The following is a 22,932-nucleotide window of genomic DNA, read 5'->3' as shown; positions in this document are numbered from 1 at the left end:
TCGCCTGTGCGGAGGTGTGGGCGGGTGTCAGGGCGTACGGCTGGGCTGCAGCGGGAGCGTGGCGGCGATCCGAGTGCCGTCGCCCGGTGGGCTCTCGATCTCCAGCCGGCCGCCCATCGCCGCAACGCGGTCGTTCAGCCCGAGCAGGCCGCTTCCGTCGGCGCGGGCGCCGCCGACGCCGTCGTCCCACACGTGCACGCGCAACACGCCGTCGTCGACCCGGGCCGTGACGTTCGCGCTCCGTGCGTCGGCGTGCTTGGCGACATTCGTCAACGCCTCGGCCACGACGAAGTAGGCGCTGGCCTCGATCTCGGGAGGGAACCGGTCGCGGGGCACGTCCACGTCGACGGGCAGGCGCAGGCGCGACACGAGCGCCCGCACACCGGCCGCCAGGCCGCCCCCGGCGAGGATGGCGGGAAGGATGCCGCGCGCCAGTTCCCGGAGCTCGGCGTTGGCCTGTTCGGCCTGGTCGAGCGCCTCGCCGATGAGCGGCTCGACCGCCATGTCGTCGTCCCGGAGCGCGTGCTCGACGAGCCTGAGCGTGATGATCACCTGGACGAGGCTCTGCTGTGCGCCGTCGTGCAGGTCGCGCACGACTCGGCGGCGAGCGTCGTCGCCTGCCGTGAGCAGGCGGGCCCGCGAGGCGAGGAGATCGGCTCGCGCCTCCGCGTTCGCGACCGCTGTGGCGACGAGCTCGGTGAAGTCCGCGATGCGCGACTCCGTGTTCGGCGGGAACGGCGCGTCGCGCCTCGTGGAGGCCGCGATCAAACCCCACGTCCGCCTGCCGACGACGATCGGGCAGCCGATCGAGGCACGGATGCCCAGCGCCTGAGCCTCGCGCGCGATCGGCCCCGACGTGCCGATGAAGGTGTCCAGCCGGGCCGGGCGGCCGGTCGCGAGCACCTGGGCGGCGATGCTCTCCCCCTCGAGCGCGAAGCGCTTGCCGACGGCCAGCGGGGCCTCACCGCCACTGCTCCAGGCCGCGATCGCGGTGACCGTGTGATCCCGCTCGAAGCGTTCCATGCGAGCGACGTCGGCGCCGCACTGCAGCCCGACCTCCCGGGTGACCGCCTCGAAGACCTCTGCGGTCGGCACCGCCTTCGCGACCAGCGTCGCCACCCGCCGCAGGGCGGCCTGCTCGCTCGCGAGCCTGGCCATTCCCGTGCGTGCGTCGGTGTTGGAGATCGCCGTCGCCACGAGCTCGGCGAACTCGGTCAACCGACCTTCCATGTCGGGTGGGAGTGGGCCGCTCCCGGACCAAGAGATCATCACGCCCCATAGGCGGCCTTCGACGACGACCGGAGCGCCCACCACCGACTTCGCATTGACGCCACGAGCGAACGCCGCCCTCACCGCAATGTCCTCGTAATTGTCGATGCGGGCGGCGCGGCCGGTGCGAAGCACTTCGGCAGACACGCTCGTCCCCTCGAGCTTGGCGCGATCGTAGGCGGGAAGGTTGTATCCGGCCTTGCTCCATTCGGCCACATGGACGAGCTCCGTCTCGTCCTCGTAGCGGGCGATGCGGATGCCGTGCACGTCGAGCAGCCGGCCGGCCTCCGCTGCCACCGCATCGAAGACCTCGTTCGCGGGTGCGCCGCGGGCGACGAGCGTCGCCACTCGGCGCAGCGCAGCCTGCTCGTCGGCGATTTCCCTTCTGGCGCGCTCGGAGCTCTCGGCGCGGCGGGCCGCGTGCGCCGCCAGCTCGCCCAGGAGAACCCCTACGCCCAGGTAGGCGACGAGGTCCACCAGGTTCGCGACGTCCGGGAACGCGAACGGGTGGGTCGGGGGGAGGTAGAACCAGTCGTAGGCGAGCATGCCCGCCATCGCGACCGGGACGGCGTACGCGATGCCGGCGAACCGGGCGATCGCGATCACGGCGGCGATGTAGACGACGCCAAGGAGCGCGACGACGACTCCCGAGCTGATGCCCTCGAGAGCCACTGGTGCGAGGGCAAAGGTTCCGGCGCCGGCTGCGGCCGCCAGCGGGATCTCCGCGACGAGCGGGAGCCGACGTCCACGCTCCCACGCGGTCATCGCGCCAGGCTACCCCCGCAGGGGCGTGCTGACACCCCTACCAGCACCGTCGCCGATCCCGGTGCCGTTGGAGAGTCCACTCTGGACGAGAGCGGCTCCTCGTCGGCGCGCCCCCGGAACGTGTCCGGTCGCGCATCAACCGCACCGATCATGCTCCGCCGGGTGGCGTCGACCGGTCTGCCTTGACGAGCCTCGCCTGGAGTCTCGACGGGGCCGGCCCAGCTGTGCCGCTGCTGTCCGCGGCCCTCGGTTCGTTCGCTGCCAGCGACGACCTCGGACTGCTCTGGCTGGCCGCGATGGCCACCATGGAGCTGTGCGACCTCGAGGCGTGGTTGCAGCTCACCGAGCGAGGCGTCCGCTTCGCTCGCGCGACCGGCACACTCTCGATTCTCCCGGCCGCGCTGTCGTACCGGGCGGGGGCGCTGACATTCGCGGGCCGGTTCGCCGAAGCATGGGACGCGCTGGACGAGGCGGCCGTAGCAGGCCAGGCCACCGGCCTCGCGACGTACATGGTCACCGGGGCCGTCATGGCGGCGTACCGGGGCCGGGAAGCCGAGACGCTGCAACAGGTCGCGGCCATGGAGCGAGACGCTGAGCAACGCGGTATGGGCCGCTGTTCGGTGTGGCCGGATACACCCGAGCCCTGCTCTACAACGGCCTCGGCAACTACCCGGTCGCGTTGGAGGCGGCACGACGTGCGGTCGAATACCCGGATCTGACCGCGTACGGGTGGACGCTCAGCGAGATGGTCGAGGCGGCGGCCCGCGCCGGCGTGCTGCGGTTGCTCAACACCCGCGCCTGAGCGCGACTGCGCGGGCGCACTGAGCGCGCACTCACGGGGACTCCCTCGCCGGCTGCGGTCCGCCCGGAGTGGGCGACGAGTGTGGTGTCCGCGTTATGGGCGTGCCCCAGGCGACCGGCTCGGATAACGTCGAGAGTGGTTGTGCCGGGAAGGCTGGTCGGCGATCGGTTCGTCGTCCCGCTGATGCCTTCCGAAGGAGCCACATGGGTTGGCCGGAATCGTTGCTCGGCCGCGGTAGCTGGCCCGAGGTCCGCCGCATCGGTGACATCCTCAGGGCGGAGACCGTCGGCGGAGTGCTGCTGGTCGCCGCTGCGGCTGTCGCGCTGATCTGGGCGAACTCGCCGTGGAGCGATGTCTACCGCGAGTTGAGCGGGCTGCGGGTCGGCCCGTCGGCGTTGCACCTGGACCTGACCTTGGCGCAATGGGCGAGCGACGGGCTGCTCGCGATCTTCTTCTTCGTCGCCGGGCTGGAGCTCAAGCGGGAGTTCGTGGCGGGCGACCTGCGCGACCCGCGGCGGGCGATGCTGCCGGTGGCCGCCGCGGTCGGGGGGATGGCGGTCCCCGCGCTGATCTACGTGGCGTTCAACGCGTCCGCCGGGAGCGACGCGCTGGCCGGCTGGGCCATCCCGACGGCGACGGACATCGCGTTCGCCCTCGCCGTGCTGGCGATCATCAGCACCCACCTGCCCGCGGCCATGCGCACGTTCCTACTCACGCTGGCCGTGGTCGACGACCTGCTGGCGATCGTGATCATCGCCGTCTTCTACACCAGATCGGTCGAGCCGCTGCCGCTGCTGCTGGCCGTGATCCCGCTCGGACTGTTCGCGCTGCTGGTGCAGCGGCGGGTGCGGTCGTGGTGGCTGCTGCTGCCCCTCGCGGCGATCACGTGGGTGCTGGTGCACGAGTCGGGTGTGCACGCAACCGTGGCGGGGGTGCTGCTCGGGTTCACCGTGCCGGTGATCCGCCGGGCCGAGGGCCCGGGGCCGGGTCTGGCTGAGCACTTCGAGCACCGGTTCCGGCCGCTGTCGGCTGGGGTGGCGGTGCCGGTGTTCGCGTTCTTCGCCGCCGGGGTGTCGATCGCGGGGGCAGGCGGTCTCGGGGCCACGCTCGGGGACTCGGTGACCCTGGGCATCGTCTTCGGGCTGGTCGCAGGCAAGTCCATGGGCGTGTTCGGCTCGACGTGGCTGGTGCAGCGGTTCACCCACGCCCGTCTCGCCGACGGACTGAACTGGTGGGACGTGCTCGGCCTGGCGCTGCTGGGCGGGATCGGGTTCACGGTGTCGCTGCTCATCGGGGAGTTGGCGTTCAGTGCCGGCAGCGAGCGTGACGACCACGTGAAGATCGGCGTTCTGCTCGGGTCGCTGGTGGCAGCCCTGCTCGCGACGATCGTGCTGCGCGTCCGCAACGGGCACCACCGGCGGATGTGCGCCGAGGAAGAACGCGACAGCGACGCCGACGGCGTGCCCGACGTCTACCAGTCCGGGCCGCCCGGACGAGGCGCCTCGGGGCCGTGAGTCGTCGCCGGCCCGTTCCGGGTGCTGCCTCGAAGGCCCTTGCGCGCGATCGACTCGCGGAGCACGGCGCGTGCGCCGAGGATCGCAATGCGCGGAACACCTCACCGGCAGCGTCGGCATCGGACTGGGCCCGCAGTTCGCGACCTGGCTGGGCTGGGTCATCCCCTGGAAGACCCCCCTCACTCTGATCGGCGAGAGCCCGGAGCAGGTTGCCGAGGCGCAGCGGAACCTCGTGCGGATCGGCATCGACCGCCCGGAAGGACAGGCCACCGGCACCATCGACGTCCTCGCCGGTGGCCAACCCACCCGCAGCTACCCCACCGCGACGTTCGAGGACCTGCGCAGCCGGCGCGACGACCGTGGCGAGGACCCGGTGATCATCGACGTCCGCCGCGACGACGAGTACGGCGTCGCGCACATCCACGGGGCCCTGCACATTGCGCTGCCCGAGCTCGCGGACCGGCTCGACGAGATCCCGAACCGGCAGCTGTGGGTGCATTGCCAGAGCGCCTACCGCGCATCCATCGGCGCCAGCCTCCTCGACCGCGCCGGCTTCGACGTCGTCCTGATCGCCGATGAGTTCCCCCATGCTCAGGAACTCGGCCTCACCGACTGACTGCGTGCGGCCGCGACGGCCGGCGCCGTCCAGCTCCGCATCGGGGTCGGCTGTGAGCGGCGCCGATGCCCGTGTGGCCCCGAACCGGGCACGCCTCGAAGTAGGTCGTGCACGATCGCCGACCCGGACGCGCTCAGCTCGGCCGGCAGGGACGCGGCGAGGGTCCGCATCGAGCGGTCGCCGAGCCGGTGGTGGTCGGGAAACAGCGAGTGGCCCCGCCCGTGTCGGGCGGGGCCACTCGCAGATCTCTACTTACCGGTGGCCGTACCGGTTGTACCGGCTGTACCGGTCGTTCCGGTTGTTGCGGCCGTAGTAGTCGTTCTTGCGCCAAGAGGAGAACTTGCCCCAGGCCATGATTCGTTCCTTTCCATTCACCTTCAGAACGCGGTATCGCGTTCTATCTCCAGAACGGCCCGGCGACGTCTGGGGATTCCGGGTACCGCCGGAACTACCCGAATGGAGTAACCCATTCTTCCGCGCTTTGTGGGTGACACAATACGCGTTGCCGTCGATGTCCGGCGACCTGATCTTTGTGAAGTTGAACGTTAAAGAGCCGGTCGAGACTTGATTTCCTCCACGTTAACTCGGGATTTACGCGGGGCCGCGGACCTGGCCTTTGGGCGGTGCTCGGTGACAAAGTTCCCGAGGCATCGGGCAGCTCCCCATCCCGCCGTCTGGACAAAACGCCCGGATCGGGCGGAGAGGGTCGGCACGCCGGCCCGGCCGGATCCGCTGGGCTCGCCGGGCGGTGCCGGGTCGCCGCGCGATCTCGCGCACTCCGATGCAGTGGCGGCGCAGCGTGACGATGTGTTTGCGCTCTGCGGCGCAGGATTGCCGGGTGCGCGACCGCCGCTTGGGGGGCGAATCAAATAATGATTTGCCGCGGTCGGTGGAGCCGAATATACGGGTGTTGTGTACTGCACAAGGCGTGACTACGCCGCGCGAGCCAGGAGCCACCCTCTGGCCTTCTGATCCCGCGATCACCCCGGCAACGTTCGTGGCCATCGCACTAGGCGCCGGTGCGCACGACCTTTCCCGCGGCGACGCCGGTGGTGGCCCCGTCCTCCCACACGAACCGCCCGCTCAGAAGCGTGTGCACCACGCCGGTGGCCAACTGCCACGGCTGCGCGAACGTCGACCGGTCGTGGACCCGTTCGGGATCGAAGCAGGCGAGGTCGGCGACGGCGCCGGGCCGCAGCACACCGCGGTCGGCCCAGCCGAGCCGCGACGCCGGGAGCGAGGTCATCTTCGCGACGGCGGTGGGCAGGTCCAGCACCCGCTCGTCACGGGTGTAGTGCCCGAGGACCCTGGCGAAGGTGCCGAAGCTGCGGGGGTGCGGCATCCCCTCGCCCGGGCAGTGCAGGACCCACCCGTCGCTCGCGACCGCCACCGACGGCTCGGCGAGCCCGAGTACCACGTCGGTCTCGGCCATCCCATGCATGACGATCGACACGACGCCGTGCTGCGCACGCAGCACGTCCAGCACGGTCCGGGCGGGGCTCTCCCCGATCGCGGCGGCGATCGCGGACACGGGCTGACCCACGAACCGGCGGAACGGCCCGTCCGGGGTGTCGGAGACCACGATCCGAGGGGGCAGGAACGACGACCAGAGCGGGTCCGCCTCCAGCTCGGCGACGATCCGGTCGCAGGCGGCGGGATCGGCGAGCCTGCGCAGCAGCGCGGGGACGCCACCCTCCATCGTCCAGTCCGGCAGGCGGGTAGTGAGCGTGGTGCTGCCCGCGGCGTAGGGGTATTGGTCGGCGCTCACGTCGACCCCGGCGCAGCGGGCCGCGGCGATCTGCTCGACCGCGGCCCCGACCCGTCCCCAGTTGGCCGGGCCCACCGCCTTGAGGTGGGAGATCTCGACGCGCACACCCGTGAGCCTCCCGACCTCGATGGCCTCGTCCAGCGCGCCGTCGAGGTGGTCGCCCTCGTCGCGCACATGCGTCGAGTACAGGCGCCCGAACCGTGCGGCCTCGGCGGCGACGGCGGCCAGCTCTCCCGGCTGTGCGTACGAGGCCGGCGCGTAAATCAGCCCGCTCGACAACCCGGCGACGCCGTCTGCCATGGCAGCCGCCGCCAGCTCCCGCATCGTCGCAAGCTCCCCGTCGTCCGGGGCCCTGTCCTGCAGGCCGAGCACGGCGATCCGCAGCGCGCTGTGTCCTACCTGTGGCGCGATGTTGACCCCGAGCGGCAGCCGGTCGACGGCGGCGGCGTACTCGCCTGCCGTCGACCACTCCCATGGCAGCCCGTCGTCCAGGAAGCCGCCGTGGGTCCGCAGCTCGTCGGCGTGCTCAGGGACGACCGGGAACGGGGAGAACCCGCAGTTGCCGGTGACGAGGGTGGTGACCCCCTGCGCCGCCTGGGTGACTGCCCCAGGCGCGGCGAACACGGTGTAGTCGGCGTGGGAGTGCAGATCGATGAAGCCGGGGCACACCACCGCCCCCGCCACGTCGACGTAGCGGCGGGCTGCGCCGCGGGCGATCTGGCCGACCTCGGCGATCCGCCCGCCGCGGACGCCGACGTCCGCGGTCCGGGCCGGCGACCCGGTGCCGTCGACGACCGTGCCGCCGGCGAGCACGAGATCATGCGCCATGAGCCTTCTCCTGGGGACCTGACCCGGCCGGGACGTGTCCCGAGGGAGTTCAGTGTCCGCCACCACCCCGGTGCGGTGATACGGATCGAATGTCGTTGCTTGTCGTAGCAGTCCGTTCGATGACCGGTCAACCGCGCGCCGTGGTCACGGCAACGATCCGCCGGGCCCTCGACCGGCCGCGAGATGAACACCAGATCCCTCGATCCAAGATCAAAGAGCCCTCACGTCCACCTCGCGGCCTCGCGGCGCGTATCTGTGTGCAGAGCCTGGGGCGGCGAGTTGTCCACAGGTCCCGCGCGGGTGGGTCGACTGACCGTCCGGCCGACGTCCCGGCCCCAGTTCGACGCGCCGGACCACGCGGTGCTCGGGCGCCGACCCGCTGCTGGTCGGGAACGAGGTCGAGGCCGGACGTGCGGTAGCGTTCACCTTCGATCTTGCACCGCACTGGGCGGTGCCCGAGGAGCTCTCCATCGTGGGTTTCGACGACCTCCCGGTCCCCGGGCTGCTCACCCCGCGGCCGACCACCGTGCGTGCCGCGCACGACATGGGTTACCGCGCCGCGACGGCCCTGTTCGAGCTGGTCGAAGCAGACGGCGGGGAGGTCTCGCCCGCGTCGCTCGGGATGTTGCCAGCCACCGTCCGGCTGCGGGAGTCGGTGGCGCCCCCGCCCGGGAGCTCGCGGTGACCGGCGGGCCGGGCACCGCGGTCGTGGTGGTCGGTGCGATCAACGTCGACCTGGTGGTGGCGGCCGACCGGCTGCCCGGACCGGGCGAGACCGTCGTCGGCCCCGGCCTCGAGCGGCACGGCGGCGGCAAGGGCGCGAACGCCGCGGTGGCCGCAGCCCGGGCCGGTGCGGCGGTGCGGCTGGTCGGGGCGGTGGGCGCGGACGACACCGGCCGGGCCGCACTGGCCGAGCTGCGGGCGGAGGGGGTGGAGGTCGGCGAGGTCGCCGTGCTCGACGGCGCCCCCACCGGCGTCGCGCTGATCGTCGTCGACAGCGCGGGGGAGAACCAGATCGCGGTCGGCGCCGGTGCGAACGCCCACGTGCACGCCGACGCGGTGCGGGCCGCGCTGGCCCGCGCCCTGCCCGGCGCCGGCTGTGTACTCGTCAGCACTGAGATCCCCGGCCCGGCCGTCGCTGCGGCCGTTGAGGTGGCCCGCGCGGCGGGCGTGCGCTGCGTGCTCAACCCGGCGCCGGTGATCCCGGTCGTCGCGGAGCTGCTGACACACGGGCCGCTGCTCACCCCGAACATGGGCGAGCTCACCGACCTCGCGGCCGCGGCAGGCGTATCGGTGCCGGAGCCGGCCGGCTCGGCGACGGCCGCGTCGCACGAGGTCGGAGAGCGGGAGCTCGGCCGCGTGCGCGCGATCATCGGGAAGACGGGCGCGCCCGTCGTCGTCACGCTCGGCGGGGACGGCGCCCTCGTCGTCGCACCGGACGGCCGCGCGGAACACGTGCCACCGTGGCCCACCACGGTCCGCGACACCACGGGCGCGGGCGACACCTTCAACGGCGTGCTCGCCGCGCGGCTGGCGGAAGGCGACGACCTCGCTCCCGCCGTGCGCGTCGCGAACGTGGCCGCGGGGCTGTCCGTGGCGCGCGTCGGCGCCAGAGCTGGGATGCCGACCGCGGCGGCGATCCGCGACGCGCTGCCCCGCTGAGAGCGGGAAACCGGAAGGACGGCGTGAACCGATGGGGGCGGACCGCCGCGGAGGGGCCGGCGCCCAGGCGTCACTGGTCCAAGAGGTCCTCGATCACGATGGGGATGTGACGGACACGGGCGCCGGTGGCGTTGTAGATGGCGTTGGCAACGGCTGCGGCCATGCCGACTGTGCCGATCTCGCCCACTCCCCGCGCGCCGACGGCGTTGTGCAGTGTGTCCGGGTACTGGACGAAGTGGACGTCGACCTCGGGGATGTCCGCGTTCACCGGGAGGAGGTAGCCCGCGAAGTCACCGTTGGCCAGCCGGCCGTTCGCCTCGATCTCCAGGCCCTCGTGCAGCGCGGCGGAGACGCCCCAGATCATGCCGCCGATGATCTGGCTGCGCGCCGCCGTCCCGTTGATGATCCGGCCGGCGTCGAACACGCCGAGCATGCGGGACACGCGGGCCTCGCGCGTCCACTTGTGCACGCGGACCTCGCAGAACTGGGCACCGAACGAACTGAACGAGTGCTTGGTCATCTCCTCGCCGGGTGCCGACGAACCGGTCGCGGAGATCGACGGGCGGCTCACGGCCCGCAGCAGTTCACCGAACGTCATCGTGCGGCCGGCGGCCAGCACGCGACCGTCCGCGTACGAGACCTCCATACCCTCGAACGGTGAGCCGGAGGACGACGCCACGACCAGCAGGTCGTCGATCACCTTGGCGGCGGCGATCATGATGGCCGAACCCGCGCTCGCCGTAGCGGTCGAGCCGCCGGACATGCCACCGGGTGGCAATGCCGAGTCGCCCAGCCGCGGCGTGATCCGGTCCGGTGAGATGTCCAGCGATTCCGCTCCCACCAGGGAGAGCACGGTCAGCAGGCCGGTTCCCGGGTCGGCGCCGCTGGTCGCGACCACGGCCGTGTCGTCCGCCTGCAGCGTGACCTCGACCGTGGCCGGAAACCGCAAGGCGGGGAACATCGCGGTGGCCGTGCCGAGACCCACGAGCCAGTCGCCGTCGGTGTGGCCGTGCGGCGAGCGGTTCGCCCAGCCGAACCGGGCCGCACCGACGCGGAAGCACTCGTCGAGATGCTTGCTCGACCACTGCAGGTCTTTGCCGGGCGGCGCGGTCGAGTTGTTCCGCAGGCGCAACTCGATCGGGTCCATGTTCAGCGCGACCGCCAGCTCATCGATCGCGCTCTCCAGCGCGAAGGACCCGGGCGCTTCACCCGGAGCCCGCATGAAGGTGGTTGGCGGGATGTTCAGCGGCACCATCTTCTGGCTGATGGCCAGGTTCGGGGTGGCGTACCACTCCCGCGAGGTGCCGTGCGACGTCGGCTCGACGAACGACCGGTCCGCCGACGTGCTGCACCACGAGTCGTGACGCACCGCGATCAGTGTGCCGTCGGTGTCCGCGCCGAGGGCGATCGTCTGTACCGTCGCGGCGCGGCCCGCGGTCGCAGTGAAGACCTGCTCCCGGCTGAGCGCGGCTTTGATCGGCCGCCCGAGAGCCCTGGCTGCTGCCGCCGCCAGGAACGCAGGCGCGGACGTGCGGCCCTTGCCGCCGAACGCCCCACCCACGAACGGGTTCACCGCGTGGACCGACGACGGATCGATGTCCAGCGCACCGGCCAGCTCCGCCGCCTGGAGGTTCGCCCCCTGGTTTCCGCTGTAGACGGTCAGTCCGCCGGAGTCCCACACCGCGACCGCGGAGTGCGGCTCCATCGCGGCGTGGTTCTGGGTCGCGGTGGAGTACGTCGCCTCGACGACCACCGGGCTCCCCGCCAGCGCGTCCTCGATGGACTCGACACCGGAGGCGAGAACTGTGTGGGACTGAGGTGAACCGTCGAAGGCCGGCGGCGCGTCCTCGGCCGAGGCGAGACCGTCCTCCAGCGAGGTCAGGGCCGGCCGCGGCTGGTAGGTCACCTCGATGAGCATCGCGGCGTCCCGGGCCTGCTCGAAGGTCTCCGCCACCACGAACCCGATCGGCTGGCCGTAGTACGTGACTTCCCTGTCCTGCAGCGGAACCCAGGTCTCGCCGAAGAGCGGGGAGATCGGCGTGCGCAGCTCCAGCGGGTCGAACGGCGAGTACACGCCGATCACGCCCGCCGCGCTCTTCGCGGCCATGACGTCCATGGCCTCGATCTCGCCGTGGGCGATCGTGCTGAGCACGATGTATCCGTATGCCATGCCGGGGAAGTTGTGGTCCGCCCCGTACTCGGCCCGGCCGGTGACTTTCAGCGGCCCGTCCAACCGGCTGACCATCAGTTGCTCCCCTCGGTCAGTTCGAGCAGTGCGCGGACAACGGTTCGCTTCAGCAAGGTCACCTTGAACTCGTTATCGGTCAACGGCCTGGCACCGTCGGCTGCCACTGACGCGGCGGCCTCGAACCCCGTCGGGGTCGTGGGCGCGCCACGCAAGGCCTCTTCGACCGCGGTGAGGCGCCACGGCACGGTCGCCACACCGCCGACCGCGACCCGAGCGTCGACGATGCGCGAGCCCTGGATGTCCAGCGCGACCGCGGCGGAGCACAGCGCGAACTCGTAGGACTGCCGATCCCGCACCTTGACGTACGTCGAATGCGACGCCCAGTCCAACCGCGGGACCAGGACCTCGGCGATCAGTTCTCCGGGGCGCAGGTCGTTCTCCACCTCGGGCGAGTCACCCGGCAGGCGATAGAAGTCGCCCAGTTCGATGGTGCGGCTTCCCGTCTTGCTGACCAACCGGATCTCCGCTCCCAGCGCGACGAGGGCGACGGCCACGTCGCTGGCATGGGTGGCCACGCACGAGTCGCTCGTGCCCAGCACGGCGTGCATCCGGTTGGCGCCCGCGATCGCGGGGCAGCCGCTGCCGGGCTGCCGCTTGTTGCACGGCATGGCGACGTCGCGGAAGTACGTGCAGCGGGTGCGCTGCATCAGGTTTCCGCCGATGCTGGCCATGTTCCGGAGCTGCTGGGAAGCACTCAGGAGCAAGGCGCGGGAGATCACGGGGTACACGCCGGGGTGCCCGGCGATCTCGCTCATCCGCTCCAGCGCGCCGATCCGCAGCCCGTCGCTGGTGTCGATGCCTCGCAATGGCAGCTCGTTGATGTCCAGAACACGCTGCGGCGTCGAGACGTTGAGCTTCATCAGGTCCACAACGGTGGTGCCACCGGCCAGGAACGTGCCGGGCGAGGCGAGAGCGGCTTCGACGGTCTCGGGTGCCGTGAGCTCAAAGGGACGCATCGGCACGCCTCGCTTGTTCGATCGCCGCGATGATGTTCGGGTAGGCGGCGCAGCGGCAGATGTTGCCGGACATGAACTCCCGCACGTCCTCGACGTCCTGCCGGACCGCGGCGACCGCCGACATGACCTGCCCCGGCGTGCAGAACCCGCACTGCAGGGCGTCCTGGTCGACGAACGCCTGCTGGACCGGGTGCAGCTGATCTCCGGTGGACAATCCTTCCACCGTCGTGACCTGCTGCTTCACGGTTGCGGCCAGGGTCAGGCACGAAAGCACGGGCCTGCCGCCGACGTGCACGGTGCAGGCACCGCACTGACCTCGGTCGCAACCCTTCTTCGGGCCCGTGACACCGAGGCGTTCCCGCAACGTGTCCAGCAGCGTCACACCGGGATCGACACTCAGTTGTTCCGTCCTGCCGTTGACTTCGAGTGAGATGTCCAATGGATCTTGTTCCCCAGATCGTCCATGTAGGAAGCCTGACGGCATGGGTCGCGGTGGCGGCTACGTCGAGCCGCCGCGACGCTGAACCGGATATTCATCCGCTTCCACCGGCGACGCTAGCGGATTATCATCCGCTTCGCAACGCGCGAGCTTGTCCAGGCCCCGGGGGTGCTGCATTAGATTCAGCACGAACGAGACGAGCGACCCGGGAGGGACGATGACGACGGTGACGACGGGATCAGTCAGTGCCCGGCGTGCGGACACCCGGCGCAACCACGAACGCATCCTCGCCGCCGCGGCCGAGTCGCTGGCCGAGTCGGACGAGGTTTCGTTCAATGCCATCGCGAAGAAGGCCGAAGTGGGAGTCGGCACGGTGTACCGGCACTTCCCCACGCGAGAATCGCTCATCCTGGCGGTCTACGAGCGCGAGGTGCAGCATCTGGTCGACGTCGTGCCGAGCCTGCTCGAGACGCACACCCCGGAACAGGCTTTCCGGACATGGGTGACCGAACATCTCGCGCACTACATGATGACCAAGCGAGGCCTGGCCAACGCGCTTCGCGCTGCGACGCGGTCCCACGGGGAACTGCCCGCGAGCGCCTACGAGGCCCTGACCGGTGCGATCGCCACACTGTTGAAGTCCAATGTCGAGGCCGGAACCGTCCGTGCCGACCTCGATCCGGAAACCGTCCTTCGTGGGCTGAGCGGCCTCCTGTACCTCGATAGAAGCGGCGACTGGAAGAGTCAGACCGCGAGTCTCATCGACCTGCTATGGCGAGGTATGTGCTCTCACTCGGATTGAGCGGACGATCACCGCCGACCGAGCCGAGTCAGGCCTGGGAGGACCTCCCGTAGTGCCCTGGCGTGGGATCGATCGCCCCGATCCGCGCCACCGGCGCCGGGTGGGGCACGACCAACCCCGAACACCGCACCTCCTCTGCCCTGGCCGCGGCAACGCCCTCCCGTCCTGATCCTCGCCTTGCCTGCTCGGATCCGCCGGGTGCGCCATCACGATTCCTCGCCCGATGGACTCCGCACGGACAGATTGTCGCCACACCCAGTCCATGCTAGATATCTAGACATGTCCCGCCGGTCTTCCGCTTCGACGAACGGGACTCACCATGGATCGACACACTCGGTGGCGCCGGTTGGGCGCAGCCGTGCTGGGCGTGACGCTGGCGGGCGCGCTGGCCGCGTGCGGTGGCCAGGCCGACGGGAACGGCGACTCGACGCTGCGCTTCGCGGTGACGGATCTGCAAGGTCTGGAGGAGCTGCAACGGGAGTTCGGTGCCTTCGAGCGGACCTTCGAGGAGAAGTCCGGTCTCGACCTGGAGTTCTTCGCCGTGAACAACCGCACGGCGGCGGCCGCTGCCCTGGAGTCCGGCGACATCGACGTCGTTCTCACCGGTCCGGCGGAATACGTCGTGATCCACGAGCGCACGGATGCGCAGCCGGTCATCGCGATCCGGCGCGACGGCTACCGCTCGTGCATCTACACCTCCGCCGCCAGTGGCGTCACCTCGCTGAACGACCTCCGCGGGAAGAAGATCGCGATGAGCGACATCGGATCGACCAGCGGCCACCTCGGTCCCTCGCAGATGCTGGTCGACGCGGGGATCGACCCGCTCGAGGAGGTCGAGGTCCTCACCGTCGGGGACACGGTGCATCAGGCGCTCAAGCGCGGCGACGTCGACGCCGTGGGTGTGGGATGCCACGACTACGAGGAGTACATGGCCGACGAGGTCCGAGCCGAGTACCCGGTGCTGGCGGAGGGACCTCTGCTCCCGCCCGACCTGCTGGTTTCCCGCAGCGGCCTGCCGGAGGCAACGGTCCAGACCGTCCGGACCACCTTCCAGCAGAACTTTCCCGATCTCCTCGCCGCGCTCCTCGACGGCAAGGACAACGCGAAGTACGAGGGCGCCGCGCTGGTGGAGGTCACCGACGCCGACTACGACGTCGTGCGCTCCATGTACCGCGCGATCGGCGCGAACGACTTCACCGAGTTCGTCGGGAACTAGCCGCCGATGACCGCGAAGATCGTTGCCGAGGGCCTCTCGCTGCGCTATCCCAACGGACACGAGGCGCTGCGCGGGGTGGACCTGGTCGTGCGTTCCGGCGAGCTCGTGGCGCTCGTCGGATCGAACGGCGCCGGCAAGTCCTCCCTGCTGCGGTGCCTGGTCCGGCTGCAGGAACCGACCGGCGGCCGGGCCGTGACGAACGGCGTGGACGTCCGGCGGGCCGGGAAAAGGCAGCTGCGCAGGCTCCGCCAGGACGTCGGCTTCGTGTTCCAGCGCTTCAACCTGGTGGACCGGATCAGCGTGTTCCAGAACGTCGTCCACGGCGCGATCGGGCGCGAGGGCACGCGGTGCGTCGTTCCGGCGTTCTGCACGGCGGCGGTGCGCACCGAGGCGATGGAGTGCCTCGACCGCGTCGGGCTGGCCCACCTCGCCGGGCGGCGGGTGGACACGCTGAGCGGCGGGCAGCGCCAGCGCGTCGCGATCGCCAGGACGCTGATGCAGAAGCCCCGGCTGGTCCTGGCGGACGAGCCGGTCGCGAGCCTCGACCCCGCGGCCGGGCAGGACGTGATGGAGCTCCTGCGATCCATCGCCGTCGAGCGGGATCTCACGGTCGTGGCGGCCCTGCACCAGGTCGACTTCGCGCTCACCTACACACAGCGGATCGTCGGGCTGCAGGACGGACGCGTGACCCTCGATCGGCCCACCGCCGGCTGCACGGCGGCGCAGCTCTCCGCGGTGTACGGCGGCGACCAGCAGCAGCTGGAAAAGGTGAACTGATGCCCTTCCGCCTGCGCCGACCGGCCGCGCCCCCGGCGGGCCCGCCCGCGCGTTTCACCCGCCCGAGCGCAGCGGCGTTCCTGTCGTTCGTGGTCGTGGCGGCATTCGTCGTCCACGGCTGGGTCGGCGGGGTGGCACTGCAGCCCGCGGACCTGGTCGAGGGTGTCGGGCGCCTGGGCGAGTTCCTGGCCGAGGCCTTCCCCCCGGATCTCGACCGGGTCGGCGCGATCGCCTCCGCCCTGCTCGTGACCTTCGAGATCGCCCTGCTCGGGACGTTGATCGGCGTCCTGCTGAGCGTGCCCCTCGCGGTCGCGGCAGCCCGCAACACCACCCCGAACCGGCTGGTCTATCTGGTCACGCGCGGGTTCGTCTCGGTCTGCCGCACGATCCCCGACCTGGTCTGGGCGCTGATCTTCGTCGTGGCCGTGGGCCTCGGTCCGCAGGCCGGCGTGCTGGCCGTCGCCGTCGACGTGCTCGGGTTGTGCGGGCGGTTCTTCGCCGAGGCCATCGAGGAGATCGACGACGGCGTGCTCGAAGGCCTGCGTTCGGGCGGCGCCCCGGAGCGCGCGGTCGTCGCTGGAGCGGTGCTACCCACGTGCCTGCCGTCCTTCGCGGGGACCTCGATGTTCGCGCTGGAGTCGGCGGTCCGGTCGTCGGTCACCATCGGCCTGGTCGGCGCGGGCGGCATCGGCATCGAGCTGTCGGTGTCGATGTCGTTGCTGCGCTACGACGAGGCGCTGACGATCATCCTCGCGATCTTCGTCGTCGTACTCGGCGTCGAACGGTTCTCGGCCGCTCTGCGCCGTCGCATCATGGAAGGAGCCTCCCGATGAAGGGCGATCCCGTCATCAACCGCCACTCGGGCGTGCCGCTCTACGGCCAGATCGCGCAGGACCTGGAGGGCCGGCTGGGCGATGACTACGAGCCGGGCGACCGCCTGCCGTCGGTGGCGGAGCTGGCCGAGCGCTACGAGGTCAACCGGCTCACGGTGCACGAGGCCCTCGGAGTCCTGGTCCGCCGCGGCCTCGTCACGACCGTCAAGGGCAAGGGTTCGTTCGTCGCGCTGCCGATCATCCGCTGGGACGTCCGCGCCGGCCAGGACGCGAGCCTCACCCAGGCGATGGGCGAGCGTGGCCACGCCGTGGAGAACCGTGTGCTCGGGGTCGTCGAGGACGACGATCCCGAGCTGCGCGAACAGCTGGGGGCCACCCGCGCGCTGCTCCGGTTCGAGAGCGTCAGGTACGTCGACGACGAGCCGTGGTCGATGACGTCGACGTGGTTCGACCCGGACCGGTTCCCGCGCCTGGACGAGCTGTGGGTCGACCGGTCGTCCCTGCACCTGGTGCTCAAGCAGGAGTACGGCGTGCGGATGAGGCGCTCGACCCGCACGTTCGCCGCCCTCGCCGCCGATGCGACCGAAGGGCAGATTCTTCGGGTGCCGGTGGCGTCGCCGATCCTCCAGGCGCGTGGCCTCAACGTCGACGAGCAGGGGCGACCCGTGGCGGCGGTCGAACACCGATTCCGCGGTGACCGGATCCAGTTCTCGGTGGAGCTCGGATGAACGCCGAAGGCCGCTACGCGGCGCTCTCGGCGGCCGAGTCGGGGGACGTCGAGCTGCTCGCCGACCGCATCCTCGCCGACGGCCCGTCGATCCGGATGATCGCCGGACCCCAGGTCCTCACGGCACCCGTCCGGTATCCGGTCGCGGGTCCGGGCCGGTCGACCAGCGTGCTGGGCCACGTCGCCCTCACCACCTGCGCCGTGGCGCTCGACGGCACGCGAGGCGACGGTGTGCGCCGGGGCCGCGATCTCGCCGGCGCCGTCGCCGCCGCGGTCTGTGACGCCGAGGCCGAGCGCGGCGGGCCGCTCGCGTTGGAGGTCGTCGCTCTCTGCGAGGCGGCCCGGGCCGCGGTCGCCCGGGCGGGCCGCGCGCGGGCCACGCTGGTGCGGGCGACCAGGATCGGCGGTGGGTCGTGAGTTTGCTTGCGAGCTCACCATCGGGCGCGATGAGCTGGGACCCGGTCCACGACAGCCGCCGCGCGTTCCTGTGCTGCATGCGCGCGCAGTGCGCACCGGGCACCGCCGTCGGTCCCGTGCCACTGCCCGGCCTGGTCGCGGATCCGCGGATCGACGCCGCCGCCGCCGTGCTGCTCACCCTGCTCGACGCCACGACGCCGGTCGCGTCCTGCGGGACCGCGGCCGGGGAAGCGGTCGCCGCCGTCCGCGCGCTGACCGGTTCGCCGCTGACCGGCCTCCCGGAGGCGGAGTTCGTCCTGGTCACCGGCGACCCGGCGGAGGCGATCCGCCGGGCGCCGCGCGGCGACCGCGACCGGCCGGAGAGGGGGGCGACGGTCGTGGTCGTGGCCGCCGACGTCCGGGAGACCCTGACGCTCGCCGGGCCGGGCATACCTGGCCGACGGTCGTCGGCGGTCGCGCTGGGCGGCGACGCGCGCCGCGAGCGGGAGCGGGCGAACCGCGCGCTGCCGTGCGGGGTGGACCTGCTGCTGGTCGGCGACGACGGCGTGCTGGCCCTGCCCCGGTCGGTCACGATCGTGGAAGGAGCGGCGTAGTTGTACGCCACGTTGCAGGACGGGCCCGGCCTGGCCGCGGCCCGGGAGATCGCGGAGCGGCAGCGAGTCGCCGAGATGGGGCACGGCCTTGCCGTCCTGGAGGACCAGGTCTGCGTCGAGGCCGGGGTGTGGGCGCCGGACGCGGCCCGGCGGGCGATCGCACAGGTGGGCGGGGACGTCCCGCGGGCCGTGGCGCTGCTCCGGGTCTGGGCCGCCACCCTCCCGCACCTGCACTCCTGTCCCGTCGCCGAGTCCGACATCCGTATCGAGCGCCGGATCTCCTCGGCCTACCCGGAGATCCCCGGCGGGCAGTGGCTCGGCTTCGCCCCCGATCTCGCTCCGCGGATCCTCAGCTGGGACGACGAGCCCGAGCCCGGCAGCACCGCCGGTGACGACGAGGCCGTCGATCTCGAGGACATCGATGCCGACGCTCCCTCGCGGGCCGCGGTGCCGCGGGTGCGCGACCTCCTGGAGGGCCTCCCCGTTCGCGTCGAGCCGAGCGACGGCGACGGCCTCGACCCCGCCGCCGGTACGCCCGTCCCGCCACTCGGCAGGGCGACCCGAGGCGGCGTCCTCGCCGGCGGCGAGACCGCCGGCCTGGTGACGCTCGCGTCGCTCATCCTCGGGCGCCGTCGTGAGGCGGTGCTCGCCGAGCTGACCGTCAACGCGGTGTCCCTGCGGGTGCCGCACCCGCGCACCGGGACACCGTGTGTCGTCGCCGAGCTCCCGGTCGTCGAGGCCGAGGCCGTCATCGACGCCGACGTCGACGGGGCCGCAGGGTTCGCCGTCGGATGGGGAGCCTCGATGGGGTCCATCGAGCGCCGTGCCATCTCCCTCGCTCTGATCGACGGGGCCGTCCAGGCCGATGGGGAGCTGGAGGAGTCGATACCCCTCGATGAGCAGACCGTGGTCGGCGCGACCGACGGCTCGGCCAACAACGGCTTCGTCGAGCACCTCCGGCTGCCGCACTACGCGAGCTTCGCCTCGTACGTCGCGCAGGCGCGAGCGGGTACACGAGGGGAGGACACGTGACGACGACCAACGTGGCGCGGCTGGCCGCGGAGCACGGCCGCAGCGAGTCCTACGGCTACCTCGACGAGGGCACCAAGCGCAGCGTCCGCCGCGCCCTGCTCAAGGCGCTGGCCGTGCCGGGCTGGCAGGTCCCGTTCACCTCGCGTGAGATGCCGGTCGCGCGCGGGTGGGGGAGCGGAGGCCTGCAGCTCACCCTCTCGCTCGTCGGGCCCGACGACTGCGTCAAGGTCATCGACCAGGGCGACGACCACTCCGCCAACGCGAGCGGCATGCGCTCGTTGATCTGCCGCACGACCGGCGCCCGTCCGACGACGGTGACCGCCGAGGCCACGATCGTGCAGAGCCGCCACCGCGTCCCGGAGGTCGAGCTGGGCCCCGATCAGGTCCTCGTGCTGCAGGTTCCGCATCCCGAACCGCTGCGACGGGTCGTGCCGAGCGAGGTCGAGGCCCGGCGCCGGCACGGCGACGGCGACTACACGCCGGCCTGGCTCGAGCTCTACGACGACGAGGCCCGCAACGGGGGACCCCGCACGGGAGCCGACCACCCCGTGCTCGTGGAGGGCCGGACGCTGATGAGTCCCAGCCCGATCCCGCGCTACGACGTGCTCCGGCTGGATCGGCGGTCGCATCCCATCCTGCTCGGCGCCGGTCGCAAGTGCCGGGTGATGGCGCTCCCGCCCTACACGTCGGTCCGGCCCCTCGTCTTCGACGACCGCCCGCTGGAACCCGAGCCGGCCGGGGGCCCGTGCGACCTGTGCGGCTCGCAGACCTCCTACCGCGTCGCGTCGACGCGCGATACCGCAGCCGAACCGACCTGGCGCTGCACCGACACCGACGCCTGCCGAGTCCGGGGGACGGGATGACGGACCGCGCCGGCACGACCCGGCCGCTGCTGCCGCCCCAGCCGCTCCTCTCGGTGCGGGGACTCTCGCGCACCTACGGCCCGGGGTGCCCCGAATGCCCGGCCTCGACCGGCGACGCCACGGACACGAGCAGATGCCCGGTGTGCGGGTCCGTGGTCGCGGTGCGGGACGTGTCGTTCGACGTCGGCGCGGGCGAGGTGCTCGGCATCGTCGGCGAGTCCGGCTCCGGAAAGACGACGATCCTGCGCGCACTGCACCTCGACGTCCCGGCCGACAAGGGAACGATGCAGGTGCAGGGGCTCGGGGACCTGTTCCGCACGCAGGTATCGAGGAGCGTCCTGCAGCGTTCGGCCGTCGTCATGGTGCACCAGAACGCACTTGCCGCCGGTCTCTCGGTGCGGCTTGCCGCAGAGTCGAACGTCGCAGAACGGCTGATCAGCACCGGCAACCGGAGCTTCGCCGACACGCGTGAGCGGGCCACCCGGCTGCTCTCGGAGCTCGGCCTGGAGCGCTCCCGGCACAGCGACCAGCTGCGGACCTTCTCCGGGGGCATGCAGCAGCGCGTCCAGCTCGCGCGTGCGCTGGTCGACCCGCCACCGGTGCTCCTCCTCGACGAACCGACCACCGGGCTGGATCCCTCGGTGCAGGCGGAGCTGCTCGAGACGATCCAGCGGGTGACCGACCGGATCGGCTCGGCAACGGTGGTGGTCTCGCACGACCTCGACGCGGTGCGCGTCCTGGCCTCGCGCACGATCGTGCTGAGGTACGGGCGCATCGTCGAGGAGGGCGTCACGGAGCAGGTCCTGAACGACCCGCAGCACCCCTACACGCAGCTCCTCGTCTCGAGCATGCTCCGATGAGACCAGCAGGAATCAGCGCGGTACTTGCCGTCTCGGGACTGGCCAAGTCCTTCGAGGGAAGCGGCCCGGCGTTCCGCGATCTCGACATCACGGTCGGGGCAGGCGACCTGGTCGTCGTGACGGGACGCCGGGAGAGCGGCAAGACCTCCGTCCTCCGCTGCCTCGGCGGCACCTACCTGCCCTCCGCGGGCACCGTCGTCCTCGCCGTCGACGGCCACCACGCGGACCTGGCCACCGCGCTACCGCGCACGCTCGCCTGGATCCGGCGCCAACACATGGCCATCTTCGACGGGCCGCTGGTCGCGCCGCCCAGCCAGTCGGTCGCGACGGCGGTCGCCCGGGCGGCGCAGGTCTCCCGTGAGGACGGGCTTCGTGCGATGGAGCGGCTCGGCGCCGGGCAGCTCGCCGACGAGGCACTCGGCCGGTTGCGGCCCGCGCAACGTCGCTCGGTCGCGCTCGCCGCCGCCCTCGCCGCACCGGCTCGGCTGCTCCTTCTCGACGAGCCGGAGTCGGTCGCCGATCCCGGCCTGCTCGCCGGCTGGTTCGAGGCGCGGCGCGCGGACGGGACGTCGATCGTCGTCGCGGCCCGGGCAGGCAGCGCCTTCTGCGAGCACGCAACCACCGTGATCCACCTGGACGCGATCCACCTCGACGAGGGGCGACAGACATGACCGCGCAGACCATGACCGCGCAGACCATCGAGAACGTCACCGTCGTGCCCGGCGGGGGCCGCGCACCGGTTGCCGGTGCCACCGTCGAGCTGGACCCCGACGGCACGGTCCGGTCGATCCGGGACACCGGCGGCGCACACCCCGACGGGCGGTTTCTGGTGCCAGCGGCGGTGGACCTGCACCTGGACAACCTGACCGAACGCCGGCAACCCCGTGCCACCGTCCGGCTCGACCAGGCCGCGGTGCTCTCCGTGCTGGACGCCGAGTGCGCGGCGGCCGGCACCGGCACCGTCTGCATCGCCGCCCGGTGCGAGGACGCGCCCGGCAAGGGCGTGCTCGTGGAGGACGCCGTCGAACTCGCGCGCATCCTCGAGGGCCTGGCCCCGCGCCTGGCCTGCGACTGGCGCATCCACGCGCGGGTCGAGGTCACCGACGACAGCGCAATCGACGCGCTCCGGGAGATCGTCGGCATCTCGAGCCGCGTCGCAATCGTCTCCGTCATGGAACACTCCGCCGAGCGGAGCCGGTTCGCGTCGCGTGAGGAGCACCGGGCGTTCTACGCGGCCGACTGGGGCGTGTCGCTCGACGAGGTCGACCAGATGATGGCGGCCAAGGCCGCCGGCGGCGCGGACCGCGAGTCGCGCCGAGCGGAGGCGGCGCGGATCAGCCGGGAGGCCGGCATCGTGCTGGCCAGCCACGACGACCGCTCGGCTGGCGACATCGACGCCGCGGTCGCGCTCGGTGCGACGGTCGCGGAGTTCCCGCTGACGATGGACGCGGCCTTGCACGCGCGCCGGCAGGGGATGGCGACCGTGCTGGGGGCGCCCAACGCGATCCGCGGCCGCTCCACCTCGCCCGGAAACGTGCTGGTCGCGGATGCGGTCGCGGCTGCCGCCTGCGACATCCTGTGCAGCGACTACCTGCCCTTCGCGCTGCAGGCGGCCCCGCATGCCCTCGCGCAGGCCGGAGTCGTCGGCCTCGGCGCCGCCGTCGACCTCGTCTCCACAGCCCCCGCTGCCGCCCTCGGCCTGCCGAACCCCACCATCGAGGTCGGCAAGCCGTTGACCGCGGCGCTCGGCACCGTCTCGGGTACGACGTTCATCGGCACTGCACTGTGGCGGGCCGGGCGGCGGACCTTCAGCCGCGACAGCGCCGTGGCCGGCGAACGCGACCGGACCCCGATGGCTGTGTGAGGACGGCGGGCCACCCGCTTCGGGCTCATTCCTTCCGGGTGATGCCGCGCGGCTGTCGCGGGTCGGACGCTTGGCGACATA

The 22,932-nt window shown here is 71.8% G+C and carries 22 protein-coding genes; 17 read left to right on the top strand and 5 right to left on the bottom strand.

The features are described 5' to 3' along the window. Nucleotides 1–27 precede the first annotated feature (27 nt). Nucleotides 28–2,034: a GAF domain-containing protein gene (locus tag ABD143_RS15210; protein ID WP_343977678.1), complete on the bottom strand. Its 2,007-nt coding sequence runs from the start codon at nucleotides 2,032–2,034 to the stop codon at nucleotides 28–30. A gap of 182 nt (nucleotides 2,035–2,216) precedes the next feature. On the opposite strand from ABD143_RS15210, the gene ABD143_RS15205 reads away from it, so the two are divergent. The 3 genes from ABD143_RS15205 to ABD143_RS15195 all read left to right on the top strand — a co-directional run bounded on the left by ABD143_RS15205 (nucleotide 2,217) and on the right by ABD143_RS15195 (nucleotide 4,966). After that, nucleotides 2,217–2,753, top strand: coding sequence for a hypothetical protein (locus tag ABD143_RS15205; protein ID WP_343977675.1), 537 nt, complete (start codon nucleotides 2,217–2,219; stop codon nucleotides 2,751–2,753). Between the two features lie 286 nt (nucleotides 2,754–3,039). Next, a complete protein-coding gene (gene nhaA, locus ABD143_RS15200) occupies nucleotides 3,040–4,350 on the top strand; it encodes a Na+/H+ antiporter NhaA (protein ID WP_343977672.1) in 1,311 nt (436 codons plus the stop codon). Nucleotides 4,351–4,420: 70 nt separating this feature from the next. Beyond that, nucleotides 4,421–4,966 (top strand): rhodanese-like domain-containing protein, encoded by a 546-nt coding sequence (locus tag ABD143_RS15195; protein WP_343977669.1) that lies wholly within the window; start codon nucleotides 4,421–4,423, stop codon nucleotides 4,964–4,966. A gap of 1,009 nt (nucleotides 4,967–5,975) precedes the next feature. Here ABD143_RS15195 and ABD143_RS15190 read toward each other — a convergent pair. Continuing rightward, nucleotides 5,976–7,562 (bottom strand): N-acyl-D-amino-acid deacylase family protein, encoded by a 1,587-nt coding sequence (locus tag ABD143_RS15190; RefSeq protein WP_343977666.1) that lies wholly within the window; start codon nucleotides 7,560–7,562, stop codon nucleotides 5,976–5,978. A 472-nt stretch (nucleotides 7,563–8,034) separates the two neighbouring features. On the opposite strand from ABD143_RS15190, the gene ABD143_RS15185 reads away from it, so the two are divergent. Next, the gene (locus tag ABD143_RS15185; RefSeq protein ID WP_379659983.1) at nucleotides 8,035–8,247 is read left to right on the top strand and encodes a hypothetical protein; all 213 of its coding nucleotides are present in this window, start codon (nucleotides 8,035–8,037) and stop codon (nucleotides 8,245–8,247) included. Next, nucleotides 8,244–9,224 carry a PfkB family carbohydrate kinase gene (locus ABD143_RS15180; RefSeq protein WP_343977660.1) on the top strand — a complete coding sequence of 327 codons (981 nt, stop codon included), beginning with the start codon at nucleotides 8,244–8,246 and terminating at the stop codon, nucleotides 9,222–9,224. The genes ABD143_RS15185 and ABD143_RS15180 overlap by 4 nt, the downstream gene beginning before the upstream one ends. 70 nt (nucleotides 9,225–9,294) lie before the next feature. Here ABD143_RS15180 and ABD143_RS15175 read toward each other — a convergent pair whose 3' ends face one another. Genes ABD143_RS15175 through ABD143_RS15165 form a run of 3 tightly spaced genes read right to left on the bottom strand, consistent with a single transcriptional unit; the run spans nucleotide 9,295 to nucleotide 12,867 of the window. Further along, nucleotides 9,295–11,469 (bottom strand): xanthine dehydrogenase family protein molybdopterin-binding subunit, encoded by a 2,175-nt coding sequence (locus ABD143_RS15175; RefSeq protein WP_343977657.1) that lies wholly within the window; start codon nucleotides 11,467–11,469, stop codon nucleotides 9,295–9,297. Continuing rightward, nucleotides 11,469–12,428 (bottom strand): FAD binding domain-containing protein, encoded by a 960-nt coding sequence (locus tag ABD143_RS15170; protein ID WP_343977654.1) that lies wholly within the window; start codon nucleotides 12,426–12,428, stop codon nucleotides 11,469–11,471. The genes ABD143_RS15175 and ABD143_RS15170 overlap by 1 nt, the downstream gene beginning before the upstream one ends. Beyond that, nucleotides 12,415–12,867: a (2Fe-2S)-binding protein gene (locus ABD143_RS15165; RefSeq protein WP_343977651.1), complete on the bottom strand. Its 453-nt coding sequence runs from the start codon at nucleotides 12,865–12,867 to the stop codon at nucleotides 12,415–12,417. The genes ABD143_RS15170 and ABD143_RS15165 overlap by 14 nt, the downstream gene beginning before the upstream one ends. 226 nt (nucleotides 12,868–13,093) lie before the next feature. Here ABD143_RS15165 and ABD143_RS15160 point away from each other — a divergent pair, with 226 nt between their 5' ends. From ABD143_RS15160 to ABD143_RS15105, 12 genes are all read left to right on the top strand, one after another. Continuing rightward, entirely contained in the window at nucleotides 13,094–13,669 is a 576-nt protein-coding gene (locus ABD143_RS15160) for a TetR/AcrR family transcriptional regulator (protein ID WP_343977974.1), read from the top strand. A gap of 319 nt (nucleotides 13,670–13,988) precedes the next feature. Then, entirely contained in the window at nucleotides 13,989–14,885 is an 897-nt protein-coding gene (locus ABD143_RS15155) for a phosphate/phosphite/phosphonate ABC transporter substrate-binding protein (RefSeq protein ID WP_343977647.1), read from the top strand. A gap of 6 nt (nucleotides 14,886–14,891) precedes the next feature. Beyond that, nucleotides 14,892–15,662, top strand: coding sequence for a phosphonate ABC transporter ATP-binding protein (gene phnC / locus ABD143_RS15150; protein ID WP_343977644.1), 771 nt, complete (start codon nucleotides 14,892–14,894; stop codon nucleotides 15,660–15,662). Then, complete coding sequence (gene phnE, locus ABD143_RS15145) at nucleotides 15,662–16,495, top strand: phosphonate ABC transporter, permease protein PhnE (RefSeq protein ID WP_343977641.1); 834 nt, start codon at nucleotides 15,662–15,664, stop codon at nucleotides 16,493–16,495. The genes phnC and phnE overlap by 1 nt, the downstream gene beginning before the upstream one ends. Further along, entirely contained in the window at nucleotides 16,492–17,223 is a 732-nt protein-coding gene (locus tag ABD143_RS15140) for a GntR family transcriptional regulator (RefSeq protein ID WP_343977638.1), read from the top strand. Before phnE ends, ABD143_RS15140 begins: the two co-directional genes overlap by 4 nt. Next, complete coding sequence (locus ABD143_RS15135; RefSeq protein ID WP_343977635.1) at nucleotides 17,220–17,639, top strand: phosphonate C-P lyase system protein PhnG; 420 nt, start codon at nucleotides 17,220–17,222, stop codon at nucleotides 17,637–17,639. Before ABD143_RS15140 ends, ABD143_RS15135 begins: the two co-directional genes overlap by 4 nt. A gap of 29 nt (nucleotides 17,640–17,668) precedes the next feature. After that, complete coding sequence (phnH, locus tag ABD143_RS15130; protein WP_343977632.1) at nucleotides 17,669–18,232, top strand: phosphonate C-P lyase system protein PhnH; 564 nt, start codon at nucleotides 17,669–17,671, stop codon at nucleotides 18,230–18,232. Then, on the top strand, nucleotides 18,233–19,264 hold the full coding sequence (locus ABD143_RS15125; RefSeq protein WP_343977630.1) for a carbon-phosphorus lyase complex subunit PhnI: 1,032 nt from the start codon (nucleotides 18,233–18,235) through the stop codon (nucleotides 19,262–19,264). Continuing rightward, complete coding sequence (locus tag ABD143_RS15120; RefSeq protein WP_343977627.1) at nucleotides 19,261–20,127, top strand: alpha-D-ribose 1-methylphosphonate 5-phosphate C-P-lyase PhnJ; 867 nt, start codon at nucleotides 19,261–19,263, stop codon at nucleotides 20,125–20,127. The genes ABD143_RS15125 and ABD143_RS15120 overlap by 4 nt, the downstream gene beginning before the upstream one ends. Beyond that, nucleotides 20,124–20,987: an ATP-binding cassette domain-containing protein gene (locus ABD143_RS15115; RefSeq protein WP_343977624.1), complete on the top strand. Its 864-nt coding sequence runs from the start codon at nucleotides 20,124–20,126 to the stop codon at nucleotides 20,985–20,987. The genes ABD143_RS15120 and ABD143_RS15115 overlap by 4 nt, the downstream gene beginning before the upstream one ends. Continuing rightward, nucleotides 20,984–21,658 (top strand): ATP-binding cassette domain-containing protein, encoded by a 675-nt coding sequence (locus tag ABD143_RS15110; protein WP_343977621.1) that lies wholly within the window; start codon nucleotides 20,984–20,986, stop codon nucleotides 21,656–21,658. The genes ABD143_RS15115 and ABD143_RS15110 overlap by 4 nt, the downstream gene beginning before the upstream one ends. Further along, on the top strand, nucleotides 21,655–22,851 hold the full coding sequence (locus ABD143_RS15105; RefSeq protein ID WP_343977618.1) for an alpha-D-ribose 1-methylphosphonate 5-triphosphate diphosphatase: 1,197 nt from the start codon (nucleotides 21,655–21,657) through the stop codon (nucleotides 22,849–22,851). The genes ABD143_RS15110 and ABD143_RS15105 overlap by 4 nt, the downstream gene beginning before the upstream one ends. Nucleotides 22,852–22,932 lie beyond the last annotated feature (81 nt).

It is taken from the genome of Pseudonocardia aurantiaca (assembly GCF_039526725.1).
Lineage (GTDB): Bacteria > Actinomycetota > Actinomycetes > Mycobacteriales > Pseudonocardiaceae > Pseudonocardia > Pseudonocardia aurantiaca.
Note: the sequence above shows the minus strand (reverse complement) of the source record. Positions and strands in the feature narration are given on the sequence as shown.